Source organism: Rickettsia bellii RML369-C, from assembly GCF_000012385.1.
Taxonomy (GTDB): domain Bacteria; phylum Pseudomonadota; class Alphaproteobacteria; order Rickettsiales; family Rickettsiaceae; genus Rickettsia; species Rickettsia bellii.
Genome location: NC_007940.1, coordinates 998,010 through 1,022,075 on the forward strand (window position 1 = coordinate 998,010; position 24,066 = coordinate 1,022,075).

Consider the following 24,066-nt stretch of genomic DNA (forward strand, 5'->3'; position numbering starts at 1 on the left):
TTTAAATATATCCTAAAAACTTCTTGATTAGAATTTGGATGAAGTAAAAGAATATCACAGCAGCACAGCAGATCATGATACTTATTTGCATAAGCTGCGGAAGCTGCTTTGTGATATTTGACGTTTCAGTAGAAGAAGGTTTGTAAATAAATCCTAATATTTTGATAAGATACAAGCTTGAAAATATACTACTAATTATTATAACAGCCATCACGATAAACTGATTCTGCTCGGCTGCTGCCAGTAAAATCGAGAATTTACTTATGAAGCCGCTTAAAACCGGAATACCGATTAACGATAATGACGATATTAATATCATAAAAGAAATCAATGAAAATTCTTTTGAAGTACCTGTTAAATCCTGCACTTGATTGGCTTTCTTTAGGCTATAAATACTCCCCATACTATAAAATAAACAAATCTTTGTAAAAGAATGCGATACTAAATGCAAAGTTGCAGCAGCGAGCGACTTAGGCGTTAGCATAAAAGCACTAAGCAACGCTATGCCTAATTGATTCATAGTGGAATAGGCAAGTATTTTCTTGATATTATCCGTTCCGAAAGCTTTAAATGTGCTATAAAAAATACTTACTATTGGGATAAAAATCAACCAGTTAAACGCTCCAAATATTTCTTGTAAGTACGATAAGCCAAATATATATACTAAAATTTTATAAATACAAAATAAACCAGTTTTTACTACTATCACTGCATGCAGTAAGCTACTAACGGGATAATGTGCAACCATTGCTGCAGGAAGCCATGAATGTACTGGAAAAATCGCTGTCTTTGCAATACCGAAAATAAACATTAGCAATAAAAGAATAGATTGATTTTTAGAAAAATGCTCTAGCATTAGCCCTTTACTTACGAAATCCCCATTACCTATTTTAGCATAAATAATTATAATAGCCGGCAAAAATAACATGATTCCGGTGATCATCAAAATTTTTAAATATTTATATAATCCCGTAAGCACTATATTATTTTTAGTATGCCCTATTAAAAAAGCTGTAGAAATTGTTAAAAGCTCATAGCAAATAAACATCGTAAACAGGTTACTAGATAGAGCAATTAAGCTACCTATAAGAATAGTTAGATTAAAGAAGAATAAAAACCTTGAAGAGTTTTCTATATTATTAATAGCAAGATATTGAGGGGTATAAAGCAGCGAGCAAATCCATAAAAAGCTGATTAAGCTCAAGAAAATCAGCCCTAAAGGTTCAAGATGAAAACCTATAAAATAATTACCGAAAATATGGAACTTAAACCCTGCCCTTACGCCTTTTAAAAACACCCAATCAATAATCAGAACATTACTAAAGAAAAAAATCCCGATAGCAATAAGTAAAAAATTACGTGTAAAACTATTTTCTTTAGTCACAAACGGACTAGTTAAATTCAGCATACCAACTAGTAAAGTTGATAGAATCAAAAGATTCGGAGTGGTAAATTGTGCTAGCATGTTACTATGTTTCTATTAGTTATCAACGTCATTACGAGAAGATGCCTAGCCAAGGTGTGGCAATCTTAAGAGTTTATTGTGTCATCTAGTTAGCTTTTCCGGCGTTGTTACGTTGCTCGAAAAGCATCTTTAGTAGTCATCAACTATGTTTTAAATTAAAAAGAAGAGATTTTAATTTAGCATTAGCGATGACAATAATTTTACGCATTAAAGCGGTAAGAGCGACCATTTTCTTTTTACCATTGTTAATGAGTCGCTCATAAAAGAGTCTTAAACCAGAAGTCTTGCTATTACGGGCTGACATAGCAGCAAGGAATAGTATAGCTTGACTCCTGCTCTACCATGTCCTACCTTTCTATATCCTTGATATTTACCACTATCATTAGCTTTTGGAGCAAGCCCTGCAAGAGAAGCAATCTGCCGTCTTGTTAACTTCCCTAACTCCGGTAATAATATTAATAACTCAAAAGCAACTATATTACCAATGCCATTTATCTCTTTCAATATCTCATGCTTTGCTTTTAACAGCTGATCTGATGATATAATCACTTCTACCTGATTAGTAATCTCTGTAATTTGATTACTTAAAACATCTATCATATTTATACAGCTATTTTTAACAAACTTATCTGTATTTGCTTGTTGTAATCTATTCTTTTCGGCAACTAACATTTGCTTTAAATCATTCCGTCTTTGTACTAACCGAAATAATTGTATATTTTGTTTTGATTCAGACTTAAATACTTCAAGCTTATCTGCTCGCTCCTTACCATATAATCCTAATGCTTTAGCATCTAACTTATCTGTTTTTGCACTATTACCATATGATCTGATAAAATTCTTTACCTTTCTTACATCTGCTCTATGTACTACATAACCTCTTTCACATAAGCTATACAATAACTCCAGTTCATATCCGCCTGTTGTTTCAACTACAGTTAGAGAGTTTGCTAAAATATCCTTATTATCATTAATAAATTCAAATATACCGAAACTTGTATTCTCATATTCTTTTGTATCTTTTATGCCCTCTATTCCTACTACAAAATTATATTTTCCTATATCAATTCCTATATGTTTGTGATATTTTATCATATGTACCTCGAGATTTTATATTGTTTAGGATTGTAATCGGGCGTGCTTATCGCATCCCTTCCAACTATTCAAACTTCTCGAGAGTCGGGCTATAGTACCTTGATGACTCCGGTCGTATAAAACCTACTATACCGTGACGGTCGCTTATGCCCGCTTAATACCCTATATCATTATATAGGGTATTAACACTCTCTTATAAATGTTTATATTACATTTATAACTTATATTATATCACTTTCTTTTCTTACAATACCGTGGCTTGCTAACTAGATCCAGAAAATAATAAATAATACTAATTTTATTAGTATTTTTACTGGATCCTGCGATCAAGTCGCAGGATGACAGGGGAAAATGATCTACGCAACAATGCCTTGCGAGGAGCGTAGCTTTGATGCAATCTCAGGAATTTTATACTATTTCATGAGATTGCTGCTTCGATGCGTTGCATCTCCTCGCCATGACGATTTAGTTGTAACACTTAAAGGAGAATAGAATGGTTAAAGTAGCTATCGTATATTATAGTGGATATGGTCACACTGTTAAAGTAGCCGAAGAAATAAATAAAAGCGTAAAAGAAGCAGGAGCAGAAACCTCCTTAATTCAAATAAGCAAAGATAAACCAGATAATGTAGATTGGAGTTTATTAGATAATGCAGATGCTATTATTTTTGGAGCTCCAACTTATATGGGTAGTTTAGCTGGTCCTTTTAAAACATTTATGGATTCTACTTCGATAAAATGGAACGATAAAAAATGGAAAGACAAAATAGCAGCAGGCTTTACTAATTCTGCTTCTTATTCAGGCGATAAACTTTGTAGTATTCAACAGCTATTTCATCTTGCAATGCAGCATTGTATGATTTGGGTTGGACAAGCTGAATCTGCCCCACAATTTGCCGATCATGAGATGCCTGACCATGATAAAACTAACCGATTAGGTAGCTGGTCCGGTCTTATGACACAATCTAACCACAAATCTGCCCCTGATATCGCCCCTACAAAAGGCGATTTACTAACTGCTAATTTATTTGGAAAAAGAATAGTCGAAGTGACTAAGAGATTGAAAGGTAGTTAAAAGTCTTTGTTGTGATCGAAAAGCATCTAAGGGATCATCCCGTGGCTTGTCCACGGGATTCAGTTTAAAATATGCAATATTCTTAACTATTTTTACTGGATTGCTTCGTCGAAACTTTCAGTTTCTTCTCGCAATGACGATAAAGAAATAATACGTTTCTTATAATCGCTGAGCTTAAAGAGCGATTATAAGATTACTATATTGTTATTATACGTTATACTCAATTGCAAGCATACCATTACCAACTAATTCTAGTGCATTATCTTCTATTACAGATGTTACTAGTAGATACTTCACTGTGGCTTGGTAAATTTTCGTAAACAAGATTACATATTCCTGCTACTCCGTTTGCTATACCTGCAGTATTTTCGTATACGAAATGTGCTGCTTCTAAACCTGTAAATGCTGCATTCTTTACAGTTTCGTATGCATTTTCTGGTGAAGTTAAAATTGCTGCTGTAACAAAAGTTGCCATAACAGCTGTTGGGTGATGGTAAATTGCCCCAGCAACACCTGCTACTAATCCACTTAAAACTTTAGGCATAGCAAAACCAAAAGCATGACCGGTCATTACTTCACCAGCAAATTCTTTATAAGCACAAAGCCCAAGTACACCTTGAAACATTGCTTTACCACCATAAGTAGCTGCTAAACCAGCGTACATACCACAATTTACTGCAGCTTGACCAGCATTTGCAAAATGCTGAAGCACTAGAGAAGTAGTTGTATGTTGTTTCAGAGATTTTAACACCGGTATATTTAGATGTTATATTTGGCATAGTTTTTCCTCTTTTAAAGATAAATATATTTGTTAATTAAGTCTAATTTTTAGTTAATAAGTTAATTACTAGTTAATCTATTTTGGCTAAAAATTATAACTCGCTTCAACGAGTTATTCTTCGTCTTGAATATATTATACACAAAATATCGTACTATGTCAAGCAAGAATATTAATTTTTTAATAAATAGTTAATATTACTTATATTTATAGGGATTATTAGACAAAACTTGAATAGTTATTGCGAAGAAATTATGAAATAATTAACAAAGCAACCTCAGGCGTTTTATATTTTTTTATGAGATTGCCGACTTTCTTACAGAAGTTTGTAATCATTTAGATTATCTAGATCTTTCATCTTGTTTACTTTTATTAGATATAGATTTATAAGGAGTGGTAGGTACTGAAATAGAGCTTGATGTGTTTATCATACTTCCTCTATTAATAGCTTTTTGCATTTCTTTTGTTTTAACAAAACTCCTTGTTGGATTACTTAAAACTTGTTTAATATCAGCACTTTGAGAACTACTTTCTCTATTCACAGATTTTTGCATTTCCTTTGTTTTGGCAAAATTACTTGTTGGGCTGTTTAAAACTTGCTTAATATTAGCACTTTGAGAACTTGGGCTTTGAACACTAGGAGTTTGAGAGCTAATAATGCTAGAAAGTCTTTTATCTAATATTCCATCTATTTTATTATTTAAATATACCTCTTGATCTTTTCCGGTAACCATGGTGTAGATTTTTTCAGCAAAGCCAAGCTTGGTTTTACTTACTTCATTTATCGTGTTTACTAATGTATCTTTATGCTGAGTTAAGTCTTTGGTATCTAATTTAGATAAAGCTTTTTCAAATTGCTCAACTTGAGTATTGGTAAGATCAGGATTTTGTGTCTTAACCTTTTCCATTAGCTTTTCTGTCGCCATTAACTTATCATTAGCTTTTTCAAGTTTATCATTTAATGAGTTTTTAAAATTTGTTATATTTTCTGGCGTTAATTTGGAGTTATCTAAAGTGGTTATTTCATAATCATAACCATCTTGAGTAAAATTAAATTTAGGATTACCAAAAGCTTTTTCTACTTCAGGTCTAATTATTTGATATGTTAATTTTGATCTAAGTTGTTCATTACCTTTCATGATTTTTTCATAAAGCTCTTCAGGTATTTTTACTTCATTAGATATTTGATTAATAAGCATTTTATTAGCTTCTTTATCTAATGGTATATATTGATCATTTTTCAATTCTTTAAAATCCAAAGATTCATTTATAATTTCATATTCAACACGATTTTTTACTGCTGCATTCACTTTTTCATTAGTTGAAAACTTTTCTCTAAATTCTTTACCATAATTATTTATTCTTTCTTTTATTGCAGGAAATTCTTCAAAATCTTTTCCATCAGAAACCGCTGGAAGAACGCCTTTTTCTACTAAATACTCCCTTAAATCTGTTAAAGTTGCTTTAAGGCTTATTACCGCATTTACCCCTCCAATTTTACTTTGCTGATTCTTTTCCGTTTCTATTGTTGCGTTTAATTCCTTTTGAAACTCTTCATCCTTTACGTCGATTGGTTTTTTGTTAGCTTTAACTTTATTTGCAAATTGACCTGCTGCAAAATTTTCTAAATTTTTTATATCTTTTTCAACATATTCTAATCTTTCTAAAATAATTTTTTCTTTTTGTTCCTTATTAAGTATATTTCCTTTTCCATCGCTATCTTTTGACATATCAAAATTCCTTATTAAGTTTATTTAATTAAATCATTATTTAAAAATGCTAACAAGTTAATTAAAATTAATTTAAGTTAAAATATATTATAAATATAAAATTATTACCTAAATGACACTCTTGAATATTGACAATTTACTTAATATATACCAAACTGCGTGGTTTAATGGCTTTTGAAATTAATAATATGACTTTTATAGAAGAATTTATAAATAAAGGATATTTCCACCAATGTACCGATTTAGAGAGGTTAACTAGTATAACAAAAGAAAGTAAGATCGCTGCTTATATTGGCTTTGATTGTACAGCAACATCTCTACATATCGGTAGTTTAATGCAGATAATGATATTGCGATTACTGCAAAAGCATGGGCATAAGCCAATAGTGATTATCGGCGGTGGTACGAGTAAAATTGGTGATCCTTCAGGCAAAGATGAAGCACGTAAAACTATAACTAAAGAAGATATAGCTAGAAATGCTGAAGGTATCAAAAAATCTTTGTCAAAATTTATTAAATTTGGCGATGGTGAAAGCGATGCTATCATGCTAGATAATGCAGAGTGGTTAGATTCACTTTACTATTTAGATTTCCTACGAGATTTCGGCAGCCATTTTTCTGTCAACCGCATGTTAACTATGGATTCAGTAAAGTTAAGGTTAGAGCGAGAACAACATTTAAGCTTTTTGGAGTTTAACTATATGTTGCTGCAAGCCTATGATTTTTACTATTTAAGCAAGCATTATAATTGTAGCCTGCAACTTGGCGGTAGTGATCAGTGGGGTAATATAGTAATGGGAGCTGATTTAACTCGCAAAATAAGTAGCAAAGAAGTGTTTGGCATGACAACGCCGTTACTTACAACCGCTTCAGGGGCTAAGATGGGTAAGACGGCTGCAGGTGCTGTATGGCTTAACGAAGATCTGCTAAGTCCATATGATTATTACCAATATTGGCGTAACTGTGAAGATGCTGACATAGTTAGATTTGCTAAACTATATAGCGAGCTAACAAATGAAGAGCTTGTAGTGTTTGAAAATTTAGCAGCTGAAGATATTAATGCCGCTAAAAAGCAACTCGCTTATGAATTGACTAAACTTTGTCACGGAAAGCAAGAAGCCAAGAACGCTTTAGAGACTTCAGTAAAAATATTTGAACAAGGACAAATTGACGAAAATTTAACTACCATAGTTCTAGAGCCGGAAATGTTACAAGCAGGCATTACTGCGTTTGAACTATTTCATGAAGCCGGGCTTGCTACCTCTAAATCTGAAGCCCGCAAACTTATAAGAGGAAAAGGAGCTAAAGTAAATGATCAGCTTATAGAAGACGAGAATATGGTAATTAATACTACTTTCTTACTTGATAATAAGGTTATTAAACTCTCTGCCGGTAAAAAAAGACATATATTAGTTAAGATTTAGAAAAAAGTCATTCTCATTAGGCTTTGCCTGCGTGGATTGATTTTCCCCTTGGAGTCTGTAATATATTTTGTGTAAGTTGTTAAAGAAACAGATAAAGAATTACTGTAAAATAACAACTTAAACAGAGTAGAATATGGCTAAAAAATTAGAACAAGATACAGAAAAAAAGATATAAATAATGAACTAGTAGAAGAGCTATTATCACAAGCCAACCCTTCTGAGCGATTCGGCAAAGGCTGGTTGTTTCAGCAACTAAAGAAGCGATTAGTAGAGAGGATACTTGAGAGCAAACTAGATAAAGAATTAGGTTACTCTAGGCATAGTAAAGTACCAAAGATAGATAACAATCGTCGGAATGGTATAACAGAAAAAACAATAATAGATGACAGTGGTCAAAAGATAACAATCGAAGTACCGCATGATAGAGAGGGAGAGTTTGAACCTAAGCTAATTCCTAAAGGAGTTAGAAGGTTTGCTGGGTTTGAGGATACGGTTATTTCCCTTTACGCCCGTGGTATGACTATTAGCGAGATACAATCTACCGTCTTAAGAGTCAAGAGTAAAAACATTAAATTTGATAAATTTTAGGCTCTGTTCGAAAATTTGTGTAAATTCTGAATAGATTATATAAATAAAGTAAATAAATATAATTTAAAGGAATAACTATGCAAAACACGAATGAAGAAAGAATAAAACAAGCAGTAGAATTATTAATAGATAAAAATACGGATATAAGTAAAATTTTTGCGAAGGATGGGTTACTGAAGCAGTTAACAAAGAATTTGTTTGAGAGAGCATTAGAAGCTGAGATGGAAGATCATCTTGGTTATAAAAAGTAGAAGTAGATAATGGTCGCAATGGAATAAGTAAGAAGAGTCTAATAACTGATAGCGGGGTAGTTGAGCTTGAAGTGCCAAGAGATAGGAAAGCAGATTTTACTCCTATATTAGTTCCTAAGAGGGTTAGTAGGATAGAAGGGATAGATGATAAGATATTATCGTTTTATGCGAAAGGGATGAGCTTATCAGATATTAAGTTACAGCTAGAAGAACTATACAGAGCAGAAGTAAGTGAGAGCTTGATAAGCCGTGTTACCGATAATGTAATGGACGAGGTAAGGAGTTGGCAGAATCGACCTTTAGAATCAGTTTATGCTATAGTATATTTTGATGCGTTAATAGTTAAGGTTAGGCAAGATAAGCGAATAATCAATAAATCAGTATATGTTGCATTAGATATTGATTTACAAGGAAAGAAAGATATTTTAGGATTGTGGATTAGTGAGAATGAAGGAGCAAAATTTTGGCTTGCTAATTTTACTGAAATGAAGAATAGAGGACTTAAAGATATTTTAATTGCTTGTAGTGATAACCTTGCCGGCATGAGTGAAGCAATATCTGCAGTATATCCGCAAGCAGAACATCAACTTTGTATTGTTCATCAAATTAGAAGCAGTTTGCAGTATGTTTCGTACAAAGATAGGAAAGAACTAGCAACTGATTTAAAGCTAATTTATCAAGCTATAAATGAAGAAGAAGCACTTAGTGCTTTAGCTGACTTTGATAAAAAATGGAGCAAGCAATATCCGCATATTGCAAAATCTTGGCAAAATAACTGGCATAATTTAGTAATTTTCTTGCAATATCCAGAAGTTATTAGAAGAATTATTTACACAACAAACGCTATTGAAGGGCTAATAGCCAGTTACGAAAAGTTACCAATAATAAACGAATTTTTCCAAATGACGACTCTGTTTTTAAAACTCTCTACTTGACAATAAACTATATTACGAGAAAATGGAACATGCCAATCCAGAACTGGGGAGAAGCTATGGCTCATTTTTTAATAAAATTTGACCAACGAATTTAACGGGCTATCTTGGAATTTACAGAAATTCTAGGACAGAGCCCCAATATTACTAATCTCGATAAAAACCAACTTTCTTTTAATCCTTATGAATATGATTTTGACTGTTTCAAAATGGATATTAACGGTAATGATATATTTTCATGGTTTAATCCCAGTACAGACTTCTAAAAATTTTATTATATTGGCTGATTTTTAAACAATATAACCTTAGTTTATATTTATAAATTTTTATTTTCATAACGTAGATTATAGAACAATTAAATTTAAAAACAGTTACCCCATCACTACCAATATATTGTTGAGTAAGGTAACTCCCTCTCGTATGTCATTCCCAATTAATCCAAACCAATTATTCCTTTAATTTAGCTGTATTTAAAGCCTTATTCGCATTAAATAAATAAACTATCTTCTTGGTTACTACCGCTTAGAATAACATCGTTTTCTGTATCTTCAACTATATTTGCATATTTTTTCCTAATCATAGGACTTGAAAGATCACATTGACCGACGAATTTTGATTTTAAAAAATTTGTAAATTCTTGTTCTGTTTCAAAATTTTGAGTTTTATTCTCGGTTAATTCATTATTTCTATTTAATTCTTTTGATTTATTTCTTTCTAAATATTTTTCAATTTTTTCAGAAATATAATCAACCGTAGAAAAATTATGGCTTAAATCTAAAGTAGTTAAAGAATAGTTTATTTCAAAAGCATCCAAAAAAAACTCACCTCCTTTTTTACTTATATAACCCCAAGAAAGATTAAGCGTTTTAAGAGAAGTATTCTTTTTACAAGCTTCTGCTAAAAAAAATATATCCCTATCTATTAGCTCATTGTCCCTAAGATCAAGGTTAGTTATAGAATTATTTATTCCAATAGCTTTTGATAAGGCTGGAACTCCTCTATCAGGAGAAAAAATACCACTATAAATTCCAGTACGATTACCTAGCTCATTACTACTAAGATTAAGATAAGTGATAGTAGTAGTTGTCATAATTAATTCTGATAAAGCACTAGCTGTTTTTTCAGGATATTCTGTTGGAATTGATCCCGTTAAAGTAACAGAAGTTAAAGAAATATGTGTTTTAAAAACATTTACAAAATTATCAATATCTATTATTTTAGCACGAAAAAAACGAATATCACTCACAGGCTTATCTTTTAACATATTAATTACTTCATTATTTACGAATCCACCATTTAAAAAGTACAAATTATTTCTTGGAATTTTAATTTTATCAGGTGTAGTATTTGATGTAGCTTCTAAGACTCCTAGTAGCTTATTTAATAAAAACATAACTGCCAATAAATAATTATGATGGATAACTGAGCGAACTACCCTATCCTTTTTTAATTAAAGTAATAAATAAATTATACTTGAGAGTTTCAAAAATACAATAGATATTTAACTAAAAATATAATTAGAAAATGATAATTATTTATCTTCAAATCTATTGAAAGTTAGCAATACATGTAAATAAGTAATTTAGAAATTAGTTGGCTGGGACGGGAGGATTCGAACCTCCGGATGACGATACCAAAAACCGTTGCCTTACCACTTGGCGACGTCCCAATGTATGAATTTGCTGTGTTGATGTCATTCCCGTCATTACGAGAATCCAGAAAAATAATAAAAAATACTAGTACTAGTATTTTTACTGGATCCCGTGGACAAGCAACTAGATGACACCGATGTTTGAGTTGACACTTGTGCGTATTACACAATATGTGACATAGTTATAGACTTTATACCAATAAATAGTAGAAACGTCAATTACAATAATAGCTATAAAAATAAATTTATTTCATTATCAAGCCACTCTTTAGCAGCTGGGGATAATAAATGATGAATTTGTGTTTTAATTTTCTGATAATAATGTTTTATATAACTTATTTCATCATTATTAAGCAATTTAACATCAATCAATTCTTTGGCATAAGGCACTAAGCTTAGAGTTTCAAACTCTAGCCAGCCGTTATTTTCTTTTACATATATTAAATTTTCAATCCTGATACCATATTCCCTAGGAATATAAAATCCTGGTTCGTTGGATAAAATCATACCAGCCTGCAAAATCGTTTTATTACGAAGATTTATACTTTGCGGACCTTCATGAACGCTTAAGAAGCTTCCAACCCCATGCCCTGTGCCATGAGGATAATCCAGCTCGTCTTGCCATAAATATTGCCGTGCTAAGATATCAAGATTTGCTCCCGTAATGATATTTTTAGGGAATTTGGCTTTAGCTAAAGCAATATGCCCTTTAAGCACCTGCGTATAACGTTTTTTCTGCTCATCGGTAGCGGTGCCTATCGTAATTGTTCTTGTTATATCAGTAGTAGCACCCTTATATTGACCGCCTGAATCGATAAGCAATATCCCCTGCCCCTCAATCTTCTTAGCGGTTTTAGCATCAGCTCTATAATGAATGACTGCACTATTTTCCCTAAAGCCACAAATAGCCGGAAAACTATCTGAAACATAGCCCCCCTGCTTGGCTCTATATTCGGTAAGTTTTAGACCAAGAGTATATTCGTTTAATATTTCGTCATTGCGAGCGGTCGCAGACTGCGTGGCAATCTCCTCATATTCTCCTGAGATTGCTTCGTCGACGCTTTGCGTCTTCTTGCAATGACTACTTTCCTCCAAATCAGCAAAAAACTCGCATAAAGCTACTGCATCTTTAATATGAAAATTTATAGCATGCTTAATTTCTACTTCATTTTTACAGGCTTTAAGCATTAAGCAAGGATCTTTAATTTTATGTACTTTTTTATCCGCTATCAAATCCATTATATGAATAGATGCTATGCTATCATCGATAAAAATATTATCCTGATCTTTTAAGATATTCTCAAATTCTTCTTCAGGTAAAATCGTTATTTCAGGACGCTCTTTAATAATTTCAGGGCTGATTCTTGCAGGATTAATAAATAGATATAACTTTTCAGGAGTAATTATCACTTTAGCAAACATTAAAGGCGTATAAGCAACATCGCTAGCCCGCATATTTAATAACCAGCATATAGAAGAGCTATCTAGGATGATTAAAGAATATTCTTCGGTATCTATTTTTCTGGATCCCGTGGATAAACCACGGGATGACGTGTTACGGCATTTATCAATCTTCTCTATATGAGAGACACCCGCAAACTGGATATCATGTAAGTAAACTTGGGAATTTGGTTCTAATGGTTGATCTTGCCAAATTTTATCAATTAGATTACCTTTGATTTTCTGTAGATTGTCATCCCATGGTTTATCCATAGAATCCAGTAGATTAGCTATAGCAGGGTAAGTAAATAATTCCGGATCATACCCTGCTCTACTTAAATAATCTTTCCAAGCAAATTTAGATATGTCCTTTAAGTCAAAAATTTTGAACAGTTTTAGATCAAGTTCTTTGCGTGCTTGTTCTAAATACCTACCATCAGTAAAGAATAGCACTATATCTTTGCATATAACAGCCATACCATTTGAGCCGGTAAAACCTGTAATATACTCAAGCCTTTTAGCATATTCAGGTACGTACTCGCTCATATATTTATCATTAGACGGAACTATATAACCATCTATGCTATGCTCTTCAAATAAATTTCTTAGCGAATTAATACGTTCTTTTACCATAAACTTTTTTTATTGCCCAATATCATTAGTACCGGATAGTTTTTATTCAATGTCATTCTTAGCAACGGCTGAAATCCAGCATAAAGCGAGATACCTAAGCTTTTTATTTTAAAAAGATAACATCGAGCACTTTTTTAGAGCCACACAACAATGCTGCTAAAAGCTACCAACTGTGTAAGCATATTGTATTTAATAAAATATTAAAACTAATAAATAAGAAAATAATAAGATAAATAGTAGAGAAATATGGAAGCGGGATGGCTTTTCCTGCATGGATCAGTTCCCTCTGTCATACCGTGGCGGCATTGTTGCGTAGATCAAAAAATGCCCTAAGGTAGTCATCAACTATGTTTTAAATTAAAAAGAAGAGATTTTAATTTAGCATTAGCGATGACAATAATTTTACGCATTAAAGCGGTAAGAGCGACCATTTTCTTTTTACCATTGTTAATGAGTCGCTCATAAAAGAGTCTTAAACCAGAAGTCTTGCTATTACGGGCTGACATAGCAGCAAGGAATAGTATAGGCTTGACTCCTGCTCTACCATGTCCTACCTTTCTATATCCTTGATATTTACCACTATCATTAGCTTTTGGAGCAAGCCCTGCAAGAGAAGCAATCTGCCGTCTTGTTAACTTCCCTAACTCCGGTAATAATATTAATAACTCAAAAGCAACTATATTACCAATGCCATTTATCTCTTTCAATATCTCATGCTTTGCTTTTAACAGCTGATCTGATGATATAATCACTTCTACCTGATTAGTAATCTCTGTAATTTGATTACTTAAAACATCTATCATATTTATACAGCTATTTTTAACAAACTTATCTGTATTTGCTTGTTGTAATCTATTCTTTTCGGCAACTAACATTTGCTTTAAATCATTCCGTCTTTGTACTAACCGAAATAATTGTATATTTTGTTTTGATTCAGGCTTAAATACTTCAAGCTTATCTGCTCGCTCCTTACCATATAATCCTAATGCTTTAGCATCTAACTTATCTGTTTTTGCACTATTACCATATGATCTGATAAAATTCTTTACCTTTCTTGCATCTGCTCTATGTACTACATAACCTCTTTCACATAAGCTATACAATAACTCTAGTTCATATCCGCCTGTTGTTTCAACTACAGTTAGAGAGTTTGCTAAAATATCCTTATTATCATTAATAAATTCAAATATACCGAAACTTGTATTCTCATATTCTTTTGTATCTTTTATGCCCTCTATTCCTACTACAAAATTATATTTTCCTATATCAATTCCTATATGTTTGTGATATTTTATCATATGTACCTCGAGATTTTATATTGTTTAGGATTGTAATCGGGCGTGCTTATCGCATCCCTTCCAACTATTCAAACTTCTCGAGAGTCGGGCTATAGTACCTTGATGACTCCGGTCGTATAAAACCTACTATACCGTGACGGTCGCTTATGCCCGCTTAATACCCTATATCATTATATAGGGTATTAACACTCTCTTATAAATGTTTATATTACATTTATAACTTATATTATATCACTTTCTTTTCTTACAATACCGTGGCTTGCTAACTAGATCCAGAAAATAATAAATAATACTAATTTTATTAGTATTTTTAACTGGCTCTAGTTCATAAATCACGGGATGACAGAGACGAAACTGATTCACGTGGGCAATACCATCACGGAATGACAAAGGAAAAATTGAAAATTGAGCCGTAGCGGTCAAAGACCGCCTGGCAATAGATAGGATTAGATTAGAAATTTACTCGTACTTTTAAACTACCTGAATGTGCTTCGTACTTTTTAGCAAAAGTAGCAGTATAATTAATGCCGTATTCCATCATATTATGTTTTAATGAAAGACCGACACCTAAATTATAATCTACTTTATTACTCTTAAAGTTAATTGTTGGTAAAGTCTCATCTATACCTTGTAACTGAGCATTAACACTAGGAGTTTTATTTTTCAGAGAATAATTAACAAAGCTATATAATTCAGGTGTTATAGTTAACTTACCTTGATTTATATTCTTAAATGTTCTAACTCCTAATGTGCTGCTTAATTTATTATAATGTTTCTTCGCAACATTTAAATTCTGAAAGTTAGTTCCAGTTTCTTTATATCCAGAATCTTTAATTAAAGAACCTGTCATACCTAAGCTTGGTGTAATATAGATGTCATTACTTGTATGATAATTATATCCTAAAGACACGCTACCGCTATATAAATGTGATTTATATTTGCTTGATGCTACTTCGTTACCATTACGTACATTTTTACCTCTTATAACACTTTCTGCATAAGATATAGTACCATCTACAAACCAATTATAATTTGGTATATTATATGAACTATATAATGAGAACATATTAGTTCTGGCTTTGTCTACATTACCTGCATTTTGATTTTGCGGCTTTATGCTTGTGTAAGCGTTAGTATATGCTAAACCAAGAAGTAGATTATCGTTTATTAAGGTATCAACACCTATAGTATTACTATGTCCTTTTGTTTTATAACCACTAAAATATTCTGCTGTCTTATTACTTGCTTTATCTTTACTGTGACTAATTGATGCCCTAGCCCATACGCCATGTTGCCATGTATCACCAGCTACATCATCATCACCTGCTGCTACTACTAAAGGTCCATTACTTAACCTGCTATGTATCGCACTCATTGCAGAATTATGAGTATCTGTTAATGCATGTCTTAACGCTGCACGTATAATTTCGCTATTTCGCTCTTTTGGACGATCAGTTAACTTAGAAAAAGCTTCTTTTACTTGCTGCTCCTCAATTAATTCATCAAGACTATTTCCAAATTTTTCTGCATCACTACCTGGTAATGCTTTTCTTAATTGCTCGACAAATTTTTTATCTTTAGCCGAATTAAAAACTTCCTCTTTATCTTTATCTTTATCTTTATCTTCAAAATACTCTCTATTTTCTTGAGTAACATACTTTATATTTTCTTGAGTGTCGTATTCTCTATCTTCTTGAATAACGTCTTCTCTATTTCCTTTAGTAACTTCTTCTCTATTTTCTTGAGTAACGATACCTGCGTGTTTGTTACGAAGCATTTGTGCATCTTTTATATTGGAAAGTAATGCTCTTGCTGATTCCAATGTCAATTCATCATCATTCATCTCTGCTAAAACTACAAGATCTTCAGCAGTAAATGCACCACAAGAAGTACCATCACTTTGTTGATGTATTTGTAAGTCACGTAATTGGATATCAGGTCTTAAAGTTCTTATTGCTTTAAGTAATGATGTAGAAGTATATGAACCACCATTAGGATCGTTGTAATATAATGTAGCCGCTCCTGATGCATCTTTACGTATTACTGATGCAGTCCAATGACCACCAAGATTATTATATATTAAAGATACTTTACCATTATTTAAATTATTAGCGATTTCCATAGCAGCTGGTTCTACAAACTCATCTGGAGCATTTATTGGATATATCGGTACAATGTGTATATTCGGATTATTATTGCCCACACGATTCTCTATCACATTAAGAATATCGTCATCGAAATATTCATAATTAGGATCAACTACCTTTGTAGGTAAAGCAGAAAATGACATGCTACTAGTTAGTAACATTAAAGCAAGAGTACAGCGATTTAGTTTATTAAACATATTAATCTCTCTAACAATTGATTATTTTTAATTAATGCGTACTATACACATATTTTATTTTTTTGTCAATCAAATTATTAATATGTTAGTAATTTAAACTCTATTATTATTCTAAAGAAAAAAGGGAGTTTTTAAATTTTGTATTTGTGAACCTAGTTTGAGGGACGAAAACCTTGATTACTCTTTGGCTTTTTTATTTGATAAACTGCAAGAAATAGCAGATTATAGGTACTGGCTCCCCGGGCCGGACTCGAACCAGCGACCGAACGGTTAACAGCCGTTTGCTCTACCACTGAGCTACCGAGGAACATTAGAAGCATCTGGAAAATTCAGATAATTCCTTATAACAAATCTTTTTGTTAACGTCTAGCCTTTTCTTTCAATAAAATAAAAATTTGAATCTTGCTTAGTTGTCTCTACTGCTTTTAGCTTTGTTGGTTTTAAAATTTCTTCTTTTAAATGCTTAATTGCTTTTAGATCTTCTTCATTTAAATCTAATAAATTTGGTTTTTCTTTAGCTTTAGCTTTTTCTTTAGTTGGTGCTTTAACTTTTTTTGTCTCAACTTCTTTTGAAAAATCTATTAAATCTTTTTCGTTATTAACTTCTTCATTTAAGCTTTTTATTGTTTTTATTAAGTGTTTTTTTGCACTAGGTCTAATCCCTAGAGTTTCTAGAATTTTGTTTAAAGTAGAACTAACTTTGTCTCGTAATTTAAGTTTTTTCCCTCCTATTTTTCTTTCTTCACCTTTAAGAATTTTTTCAAAGTAATTAGGATGTTCTTTCATTAATGATTTTAATTCTTGCTCTTTTATTTCAAAATAAGGATAAGTATATTTTTTTGAAATTACATTGGTTAATTTTATTTCAAGACCATACTCTTTTAAAGATTCTTGTCTTTTTAGCATCACATCTAATAAGCTATCTTTAACCTGCTGCGGGGTTATTTTTTCAGATTTTTTAAATAGTCCTGGCATAGCTTGGTTAGCAAAATTTGCTATTGCTTCGTCACTATAATATTTAGTTAGCTCATCAAAACTTTCATTAATAGTTTTGGTTAAATTAATTTTGGAAGCCGCAATTAAACTATCACCAAGTTCAGGACTTCTTCTTAATTTAGACGGAAATTCTCTAAAGTGATTAGTAGGACCAAAGCCAGGTAAATGCCTCATTCTTGAATGAGAATAAATTTGATTTGTTAATTTATCAAAACTACCAGCAAAATCAATTCTTACTAATTTAGGTAAAATTTTTGGATTTTTCTCATCTCTAATAACCCCTATATTTCCAACATGTATATCAAAATCACCAATCAACAAACTTGTCGGCATGATATTTTCAAAATTTTGATATTTAACTTCTTTAAAAGCATTTTCTAAAGTTCTAAATAATTTATTTCGGGCTCCCATAAAAAGTGGTCTGCCCCCATCTTTTCTAAACCAAGAACTTGGTTTAGTTTCAGCAGACATATGTTTATCCATATCCACATACATATCACTACTGTAATTCTTAAAGAATTCAGATTTAACATATATTTGTGAATCACTATTTTTAGATTTGCTAAAACCATCTGGAGCAATTAAACTAACTTCAGCACCATTACCAGGGCTTATTGCTGCAAAAAATTTAGACCCTAAAAATTCAGCTATATTTTTTGATGATGAAGCTTCTTGTTTTATCATTGCAGTAATGTTACCATCCGCATTTTGATATACTCCACCGTACTCCCCTGCTTCATTAGCACCACCACTTTTAGGCTTTAAAAATTTCCAATCTTTAAAAGCTGATTTCTTATCTAAACTTAATTCCGGCTCTAAAGACTCAACTCTATTTTTTAGTAATGGTTTATTGCTTGTAGCCATTTTTACCTCTCTAAAATAATTTATTTCTTAAATATACCGCAGATACTTCAAAAGTTGGTAAGTCAAATAAGCGGTGAGTCTGCACAAGCGTAGATAAACTACGTGACCAAAGACAAACCCTACAATTTGGCTTGCCAAATAAATCTTGAAGTATCAAAGGTATAGTTCAGCTGCTTCAAGAGCTGCATAAGTAAATATACCGCTTGCCCCTGCTCTTTTAAAACTAATTAATGATTCTAATAAACCTTTTTCGAAATCTATAGCTCCGGCATTTGCTGCAAATTTTAACATGGCATATTCCGCAGTAATTTGATAAGCAAAAATTTTAGTATTAAAGTTATTAGCTGCTTCACGAATAACATCTAAAAACATCATACCGGGCTTAACCATGACCATATCAGCTCCCTCTGCTATATCATGTTCAATCTCAAGCATTGCTTCTTTAATATTTCGTATGTCCAATTGATAACTTGCCTTATCTAAATAAGTTTTCTTAGTACTACCGACTGCATCACGATATAAACCGTAAAAACTTGAAGCATATTTAGCAGCATAGGCAAGAATCCCAACATTGATAAAATGCTCTTTGTCAAGATATTCTCTTATAGCCATAATCCTACCATCCATCATATCAGAAGGAGCAACAATATCAACACCAGCTTTTGCAAGAGTTAAAGCTTGGTTACATAAGGCTTTTACCGATTTATCATTATCCACTTCGCCGTTATGTATTATGCCATCATGCCCGTGCGTAGTATAAGGATCAAGTGCAACATCACATATTATTCCAATATTGATCCCAGCATTTTTAATGCTTCTTATAGTACGGCACATTAAATTATCTAGATTATAAGCTTCGTCACCATTCTCGTTTTTTAAACTTTGATCAATACAGGGAAATAGTGCTATAGCTTTAATACCGAGATCCGCTGCTTTTCTTGCCGTTTCTATCACCTGATCTATAGATAGGCGATATATATCTGGCAAAGTTTTAATTTCTTGTCGCTGATTATGCCCTTCCACAACAAATAAAGGTAATACCAAATCTTCTACTCTAAGAGTAGTTTCAGCAACTAAATCACGAAGCCAAGCAGCTTTTCTATTTCTTCTAAGTCTAATAAGTGGGTACATAATATATCTCATCATTAATAATAATTATTATATATATTAATTTATTATATTACAAAAAAAACTTATTTTTTCTTAAAAAGTGTATAACTTTTTAAATTATTGTTATTTTAAAATTTTTCTAATTAAGGTCCCCCATATTGTAAAAAGTTAAAGACTAATAGTTTTATTTCTTTTTTAATTTCTAAACTTAAAGCAAAATTACCACACAACAAAAAAATATATTTTATTGAGGTTTATTATGCACAAAGATACAAAACTACTAGATGAAATTAAGAATATTAAATCCAAATTAAAATCTGGAAAGCCTGCCGTTGCTCCAAAACCCACCCCAAAACAGATAAAAGCTTGGGAAGAAACTCATAAATCACATCTAAATTTAGATACTAAAAATTCTTCTATATCAGTTCCACCTCCTATGCCTGATCATGTATTATTACAAACGTCTAAAACCCTTTCTGTTTCTACACTACCAAATATAAAATTTAATACTATTAACCAAGCAAAGTTTTTAAAAGCTATAGAGGATTATGATCTTGATAAAATTAAAGAATTAATTAGTTCGAATACTATAAAAATAGATAGTTTCGGCAAACGTGGAAAGCTTGGTAAAACTCCTTTACAATATGCTATTATAAATGATAAACCAGAATTAGCAAAATTGCTAATTGATGCTGGAGCAAATATAAATGTTAAAACTCAAAATGGGAGAAACTTATTTGAATTAGCTATGTATAATTCAGCAAGCGATCAAACATTTGAGTTGCTGCTAAAAACAAATATAAATATTAATTCTATGGATTTACGTGCTTTATCACGTTTACATAATAAATTATTTTCAATCTTATTGAAACCCGCAAATGATATTAATACTACTATAGGAAAATTTAATAGAACATTATTACATCAGGCTGCTGAACGAAATAACATTAAAAAAGCACAAATATCAATTAACCATAATATTAATGTTGAAGCTCAAGATATAACTGGTGAAACTGCATTGCATATGCTAAAAACATCAAAAATGGCAAAAATTTTATTAAAAGCCGGTTCAAATACAGAAGCTCAAAATAAACTAGGACGTACTCCTTTACATAATGCAATTCTTCAAGCTAATAAACGTCAAGTCAATATTAAAAATATCCATAATATAGTACTAAAATTGATAAAAAGTGGAGCTAATCCTAATGCTGTCGATTACTATGGTTTTACTCCTCTTGAATATGCTATTCGTATTAACGATTCTAAAATATTTAAATTGCTAATAAAAAATAATGCTAAATTTAAAAAAAATAGATATGAGCTATTCTGTCAAGCTTTAGAAAGCGGTAACCTTACTGCAACAAAATATTTATTTAAAAAAGAATTTTTAAATAATATAAATGATAAAAATGGACAAAATTATTTATATTATATTGCTACTGGAGGGAATAAAGAAGTACTAGAATATTTAGTAAAGAAAAATCATGATAATGGTAAAAAGATATTAACTCAATTTGTTGATAAACAACGCAATACCCCAATACATATAGCAGCTCAAAATGGTCAATTTGAAATAATAAAAAATTTTCAAAAACTTGGTTTTGATATCAATGCTAGAAATGCAGATGGTGAAACAGTTTTACATATTTTAGCAAGAGCACAAAATGGGGAAATGATCAAAGAACTAATAAAGTTAGGAGCTGATATAAATATTAAGAATAAGATTGGTAAGACTGCATTAGATAAGGTAGAAGAAGATTTTAAGGGCATTAGCAAAAAAATAAGCAATAAACAGCTACAAGAATTGTTTGAAGAGTCAAATATAATAGCAAGAACCGGACGTATTGAAGACGAAACTAAATACTTATATCAATATCGTCAAGACGGATATTATAAAAATATTGAACGTGAAGGTAATAGAGGAAGAAGTGCCACCCTTCTTGTACCCGAGGTAAATATATCTCTATTTTTTACAGGTATAGGTTTGTTATATAATGCAAATGATTCTACCATTAGGCATTTTATGCCGCATGATTTTTGGACCGATAATGCACGTAGAACAGAAGATTTTTTTAATATGAGGCTTGATAATAAAAAATTTGTTCAAACCCACTCAAAAGAAAAATTTCTAAAAACATATAAAAATTTTTTAAAAGATAATCCTCAAAAAGATTATAACGAAATAATAGCTAATTTATATCCTAAAGGACTTATTGGTATAGCTCTACAAAATGATGATCTTGAGCATAAATTATATGCTTTGGAAGCAAAATATTATGTTTCTGAAAAATATAATATGGATTTACCTATGACTATAGTAAAAAATAAGAAATTAATACCTTAGAATCCTACTATATCAGAAATTAAAGAATTATTAGCAAAAACAAATATTGAGAACTATCCTAAATATGGTTTTACTTATAAAGGCGAAGAATTAATTTCCTTAAATAAAAATGAAGTAACGTATAATGAAGTAAAAAAATTTTTTGATGATATAGATAGTAATAATACAGAAAATAATTTACACAAATTATTTAACTTAGTTAATAATCGCTTACAAAATGATACTTTAAGTACTATTGATGACTTAAAAGATTTTATAACTCATAAAGAAGATATAAAAAATTTATTTGTTGAACTTGAAGAAAAAGATAAGGCAATTATTAATGAAAATTCTAAAAAGTTAAATAAACAAGAATTAGAAGATAAAGTACTAACAGCTTTATCAACTATGCAAAGCCTACGTTCTGAAAAAGACAGTTTTCCTCAACTTGAAAATTACAAGTCCATAGAAGATATTTTATCGAAAGAATTAGCCGAAGAAAAAAGAATCCCTAGTATAATAAATAACCTTAAAGAATTATTACAAGCTGATATAATAGAAATGCTAAAACAAAATCAAAATTATAAAGAGTTTAAAGAAAAAGTAAATAATATTATAAATACAGACAGTAAAAAAGAACTTCCATTATTAAAACAAAAATTAAGAGATTTAGAAGAGTGGTGTGATAAAAATATAAATACTGATAAAACTCATATATTGAGAAATTTTGGCAAGGTAGTAAAACATGCAATACTAGCTATCTTAAATGCAGGTAATAAAACAACCTTTGAGCGAGAAAAAAAGAAAATAAATTTCTATTTACATGCCATAAAAAATTCTAGACAAAATATTTCAATAACTGTAGAGAAAATAAGAAATGTTATAAAGCATACTCCTTCTGATTCCATTAGGTTTATACCGAATAAAAACCATATATCTAGGGAACAAAATAAGAGTAAATAAAAATTATAAATTAATGAAATGAAACAAAAAATTTATAAATTAAAATCAAATACATTATCTCGTTTTTTAATTGGAATAGCATGTAGAAATCAAAATGATTCGATTGCTGGTCTATTTGTAAATACTGATCCATATGATTCGATAATGTGTCGTGAAACTGAATTTCAAGCAAAAAAAATTGAACTATTAATCAATCAAGGTTATGAAAATGAAATATTAAAAATAGCTAATATTTATCAGCAAAAACAAAATCTTTCAATATTTCAATCTGTTCAAGAAATAGTGAAATACATACAAAGCTTGAAAGAAGATGAAGCATCAAAATTTACAAGAATAAGTGGTCTAGATAAATTAAGTCCTAAAGGTTGGCATGAAGGAGAAAAGCATAATATAATGGCTAACATTCAAAGAGATTTTATTAAAAATGGAGGCAAAAGGGGCAAAGAGTATGCAATTACAGCACTTGCATTATATAATTTAGAAATAGCAATAATTGAAAGTAGCAAGACTGATAGTTACTGGGGTGTAAAAGCAGAATATGTTAGTAAAATAGGAAAAGGAGCAAATGAATTAGGAACAATTCATACTATAATAGGTAAAGAATTAAAAGAAGCAGCTAAAGATATTAGTACAGGAAAATTTATATATAATGGAATAGAGTTAGATTTAGAGCTAGTAGAAAAAAACAAAAAGAAATTGAGAAAGCAAGATCAGATGAAAAACTAAATATAATGAATATTAAATATAACCATGATAAATTCAATACCATTGAAATTTTCCCAATAAAAAAGTATAGAAATAGAACTCAACAACAAACTCAACATTATAATACAAATTCCACTTCTTTAGCACCTTCTTTAACACCGAATTATACTCCTAAAAATAAAGCACATATACGATAACAATAGTCAAAAATTATTATATTAGATTATTTTAAACTTTGAGTATAAAGCCATAGATTTAAACTCTTGCTATTTCTATTATCTGATTTGTAAAAAAATAGTTAAATATTTTATAGTAAAAATATCGCACCACAAAAAGAAATTTTTATATTTTGATAAAATAGATTTGAAAACTATAAACTATTAGTAGTTATATTTTAATAT

Annotated in this window: 19 protein-coding genes, 2 tRNA genes and 2 pseudogenes; 10 read left to right on the plus strand and 13 right to left on the minus strand. The window is 30.9% G+C overall.

The genetic code is table 11. The annotated features are described in order from the left end of the window. Position 1: 1 nt before the first annotated feature. From RBE_RS04695 to RBE_RS04700, 3 genes are all read right to left on the minus strand, one after another. On the minus strand, positions 2–1,465 hold the full coding sequence (locus tag RBE_RS04695; protein WP_011477569.1) for a proton-conducting transporter membrane subunit: 1,464 nt from the start codon (positions 1,463–1,465) through the stop codon (positions 2–4). Between the two features lie 139 nt (positions 1,466–1,604). Continuing rightward, entirely contained in the window at positions 1,605–1,769 is a 165-nt protein-coding gene (locus RBE_RS09260; protein ID WP_011476965.1) for a hypothetical protein, read from the minus strand. Then, positions 1,736–2,560, minus strand: coding sequence for an IS110 family transposase (locus RBE_RS04700; RefSeq protein WP_011477570.1), 825 nt, complete (start codon positions 2,558–2,560; stop codon positions 1,736–1,738). The genes RBE_RS09260 and RBE_RS04700 overlap by 34 nt, the downstream gene beginning before the upstream one ends. Positions 2,561–2,911: 351 nt before the next feature. Between RBE_RS04700 and RBE_RS08920 the strand changes: the two genes are divergently transcribed. From RBE_RS08920 to RBE_RS09505, 3 genes and pseudogenes are all read left to right on the plus strand, one after another. Beyond that, on the plus strand, positions 2,912–3,052 hold the full coding sequence (locus RBE_RS08920; protein WP_155810523.1) for a hypothetical protein: 141 nt from the start codon (positions 2,912–2,914) through the stop codon (positions 3,050–3,052). A 1-nt stretch (position 3,053) separates the two neighbouring features. Beyond that, positions 3,054–3,374: pseudogene (locus RBE_RS09500) on the plus strand (flavodoxin family protein); the annotation flags it as partial. A 42-nt stretch (positions 3,375–3,416) separates the two neighbouring features. Then, entirely contained in the window at positions 3,417–3,635 is a 219-nt protein-coding gene (locus RBE_RS09505) for a transcriptional regulator (protein WP_231289304.1), read from the plus strand. A 259-nt stretch (positions 3,636–3,894) separates the two neighbouring features. Here the strand turns inward: RBE_RS09505 and RBE_RS09270 are convergent, their stop codons facing one another. After that, a complete protein-coding gene (locus RBE_RS09270) occupies positions 3,895–4,386 on the minus strand; it encodes a hypothetical protein (protein ID WP_011477572.1) in 492 nt (163 codons plus the stop codon). 368 nt (positions 4,387–4,754) lie between these two features. After that, positions 4,755–6,143 carry a hypothetical protein gene (locus tag RBE_RS04715; RefSeq protein ID WP_011477573.1) on the minus strand — a complete coding sequence of 463 codons (1,389 nt, stop codon included), beginning with the start codon at positions 6,141–6,143 and terminating at the stop codon, positions 4,755–4,757. 188 nt (positions 6,144–6,331) lie between these two features. Here RBE_RS04715 and tyrS point away from each other — a divergent pair, with 188 nt between their 5' ends. The 3 genes and pseudogenes from tyrS to RBE_RS07575 all read left to right on the plus strand — a co-directional run bounded on the left by tyrS (position 6,332) and on the right by RBE_RS07575 (position 9,436). After that, positions 6,332–7,567, plus strand: a complete 1,236-nt coding sequence (tyrS, locus tag RBE_RS04720) for a tyrosine--tRNA ligase (RefSeq protein ID WP_011477574.1) — start codon at positions 6,332–6,334, stop codon at positions 7,565–7,567. Positions 7,568–7,738: 171 nt separating this feature from the next. Then, positions 7,739–8,155 carry a transposase gene (locus RBE_RS04725; RefSeq protein ID WP_081423330.1) on the plus strand — a complete coding sequence of 139 codons (417 nt, stop codon included), beginning with the start codon at positions 7,739–7,741 and terminating at the stop codon, positions 8,153–8,155. A gap of 77 nt (positions 8,156–8,232) precedes the next feature. Further along, positions 8,233–9,436: pseudogene (locus tag RBE_RS07575) on the plus strand (IS256 family transposase). Between the two features lie 389 nt (positions 9,437–9,825). Here the strand turns inward: RBE_RS07575 and RBE_RS04735 are convergent. From RBE_RS04735 to hemB, 8 genes are all read right to left on the minus strand, one after another. Then, positions 9,826–10,731, minus strand: a complete 906-nt coding sequence (locus tag RBE_RS04735) for a hypothetical protein (protein ID WP_011477578.1) — start codon at positions 10,729–10,731, stop codon at positions 9,826–9,828. A gap of 201 nt (positions 10,732–10,932) precedes the next feature. Then, positions 10,933–11,007: transfer RNA gene (locus tag RBE_RS04740), tRNA-Gln, on the minus strand. Between the two features lie 213 nt (positions 11,008–11,220). After that, entirely contained in the window at positions 11,221–13,062 is a 1,842-nt protein-coding gene (locus RBE_RS04745; RefSeq protein WP_011477579.1) for an aminopeptidase P family protein, read from the minus strand. Between the two features lie 341 nt (positions 13,063–13,403). Further along, on the minus strand, positions 13,404–14,360 hold the full coding sequence (locus tag RBE_RS04750; RefSeq protein WP_011476719.1) for an IS110 family transposase: 957 nt from the start codon (positions 14,358–14,360) through the stop codon (positions 13,404–13,406). Between the two features lie 451 nt (positions 14,361–14,811). After that, positions 14,812–16,704, minus strand: a complete 1,893-nt coding sequence (locus RBE_RS04755) for an autotransporter outer membrane beta-barrel domain-containing protein (protein ID WP_011477580.1) — start codon at positions 16,702–16,704, stop codon at positions 14,812–14,814. A gap of 232 nt (positions 16,705–16,936) precedes the next feature. Next, positions 16,937–17,011 (minus strand) — tRNA-Asn (locus RBE_RS04760). 59 nt (positions 17,012–17,070) lie between these two features. Then, the gene (locus RBE_RS04765) at positions 17,071–18,564 is read right to left on the minus strand and encodes a hypothetical protein (protein ID WP_011477581.1); all 1,494 of its coding nucleotides are present in this window, start codon (positions 18,562–18,564) and stop codon (positions 17,071–17,073) included. A gap of 153 nt (positions 18,565–18,717) precedes the next feature. Beyond that, positions 18,718–19,695: a porphobilinogen synthase gene (hemB, locus tag RBE_RS04770; protein ID WP_012151873.1), complete on the minus strand. Its 978-nt coding sequence runs from the start codon at positions 19,693–19,695 to the stop codon at positions 18,718–18,720. 238 nt (positions 19,696–19,933) lie between these two features. Here hemB and RBE_RS04775 point away from each other — a divergent pair, with 238 nt between their 5' ends. From RBE_RS04775 to RBE_RS08925, 4 genes are all read left to right on the plus strand, one after another. Further along, on the plus strand, positions 19,934–22,018 hold the full coding sequence (locus RBE_RS04775; RefSeq protein ID WP_011477583.1) for an ankyrin repeat domain-containing protein: 2,085 nt from the start codon (positions 19,934–19,936) through the stop codon (positions 22,016–22,018). Positions 22,019–22,405: 387 nt separating this feature from the next. Beyond that, entirely contained in the window at positions 22,406–22,960 is a 555-nt protein-coding gene (locus tag RBE_RS04780) for a hypothetical protein (protein WP_011477584.1), read from the plus strand. A gap of 18 nt (positions 22,961–22,978) precedes the next feature. Next, on the plus strand, positions 22,979–23,686 hold the full coding sequence (locus RBE_RS04785) for a hypothetical protein (RefSeq protein WP_011477585.1): 708 nt from the start codon (positions 22,979–22,981) through the stop codon (positions 23,684–23,686). Positions 23,687–23,691: 5 nt separating this feature from the next. Continuing rightward, positions 23,692–23,862 carry a hypothetical protein gene (locus tag RBE_RS08925; RefSeq protein WP_187145738.1) on the plus strand — a complete coding sequence of 57 codons (171 nt, stop codon included), beginning with the start codon at positions 23,692–23,694 and terminating at the stop codon, positions 23,860–23,862. The last annotated feature ends 204 nt before the right edge of the window (positions 23,863–24,066 follow it).

What these genes read in the sequence shown, in the direction of transcription:
- RBE_RS04695 (WP_011477569.1), bottom strand. Translation starts at nt 1,465, where the DNA reads ATGCTAGCACAATTTACCACTCCGAATCTTTTGATTCTATCAACTTTA.
- RBE_RS09260 (WP_011476965.1), bottom strand. Translation starts at nt 1,769, where the DNA reads ATGTCAGCCCGTAATAGCAAGACTTCTGGTTTAAGACTCTTTTATGAG.
- RBE_RS04700 (WP_011477570.1), bottom strand. Translation starts at nt 2,560, where the DNA reads ATGATAAAATATCACAAACATATAGGAATTGATATAGGAAAATATAAT.
- RBE_RS08920 (WP_155810523.1), top strand. Translation starts at nt 2,912, where the DNA reads ATGATCTACGCAACAATGCCTTGCGAGGAGCGTAGCTTTGATGCAATC.
- RBE_RS09505 (WP_231289304.1), top strand. Translation starts at nt 3,417, where the DNA reads ATGATTTGGGTTGGACAAGCTGAATCTGCCCCACAATTTGCCGATCAT.
- RBE_RS04715 (WP_011477573.1), bottom strand. Translation starts at nt 6,143, where the DNA reads ATGTCAAAAGATAGCGATGGAAAAGGAAATATACTTAATAAGGAACAA.
- tyrS (WP_011477574.1), top strand. Translation starts at nt 6,332, where the DNA reads ATGACTTTTATAGAAGAATTTATAAATAAAGGATATTTCCACCAATGT.
- RBE_RS04735 (WP_011477578.1), bottom strand. Translation starts at nt 10,731, where the DNA reads ATGTTTTTATTAAATAAGCTACTAGGAGTCTTAGAAGCTACATCAAAT.
- RBE_RS04745 (WP_011477579.1), bottom strand. Translation starts at nt 13,062, where the DNA reads ATGGTAAAAGAACGTATTAATTCGCTAAGAAATTTATTTGAAGAGCAT.
- RBE_RS04750 (WP_011476719.1), bottom strand. Translation starts at nt 14,360, where the DNA reads ATGATAAAATATCACAAACATATAGGAATTGATATAGGAAAATATAAT.
- RBE_RS04755 (WP_011477580.1), bottom strand. Translation starts at nt 16,704, where the DNA reads ATGTTTAATAAACTAAATCGCTGTACTCTTGCTTTAATGTTACTAACT.
- RBE_RS04765 (WP_011477581.1), bottom strand. Translation starts at nt 18,564, where the DNA reads ATGGCTACAAGCAATAAACCATTACTAAAAAATAGAGTTGAGTCTTTA.
- hemB (WP_012151873.1), bottom strand. Translation starts at nt 19,695, where the DNA reads ATGTACCCACTTATTAGACTTAGAAGAAATAGAAAAGCTGCTTGGCTT.
- RBE_RS04775 (WP_011477583.1), top strand. Translation starts at nt 19,934, where the DNA reads ATGCACAAAGATACAAAACTACTAGATGAAATTAAGAATATTAAATCC.
- RBE_RS04780 (WP_011477584.1), top strand. Translation starts at nt 22,406, where the DNA reads ATGCAAAGCCTACGTTCTGAAAAAGACAGTTTTCCTCAACTTGAAAAT.
- RBE_RS04785 (WP_011477585.1), top strand. Translation starts at nt 22,979, where the DNA reads ATGAAACAAAAAATTTATAAATTAAAATCAAATACATTATCTCGTTTT.
- RBE_RS08925 (WP_187145738.1), top strand. Translation starts at nt 23,692, where the DNA reads ATGAATATTAAATATAACCATGATAAATTCAATACCATTGAAATTTTC.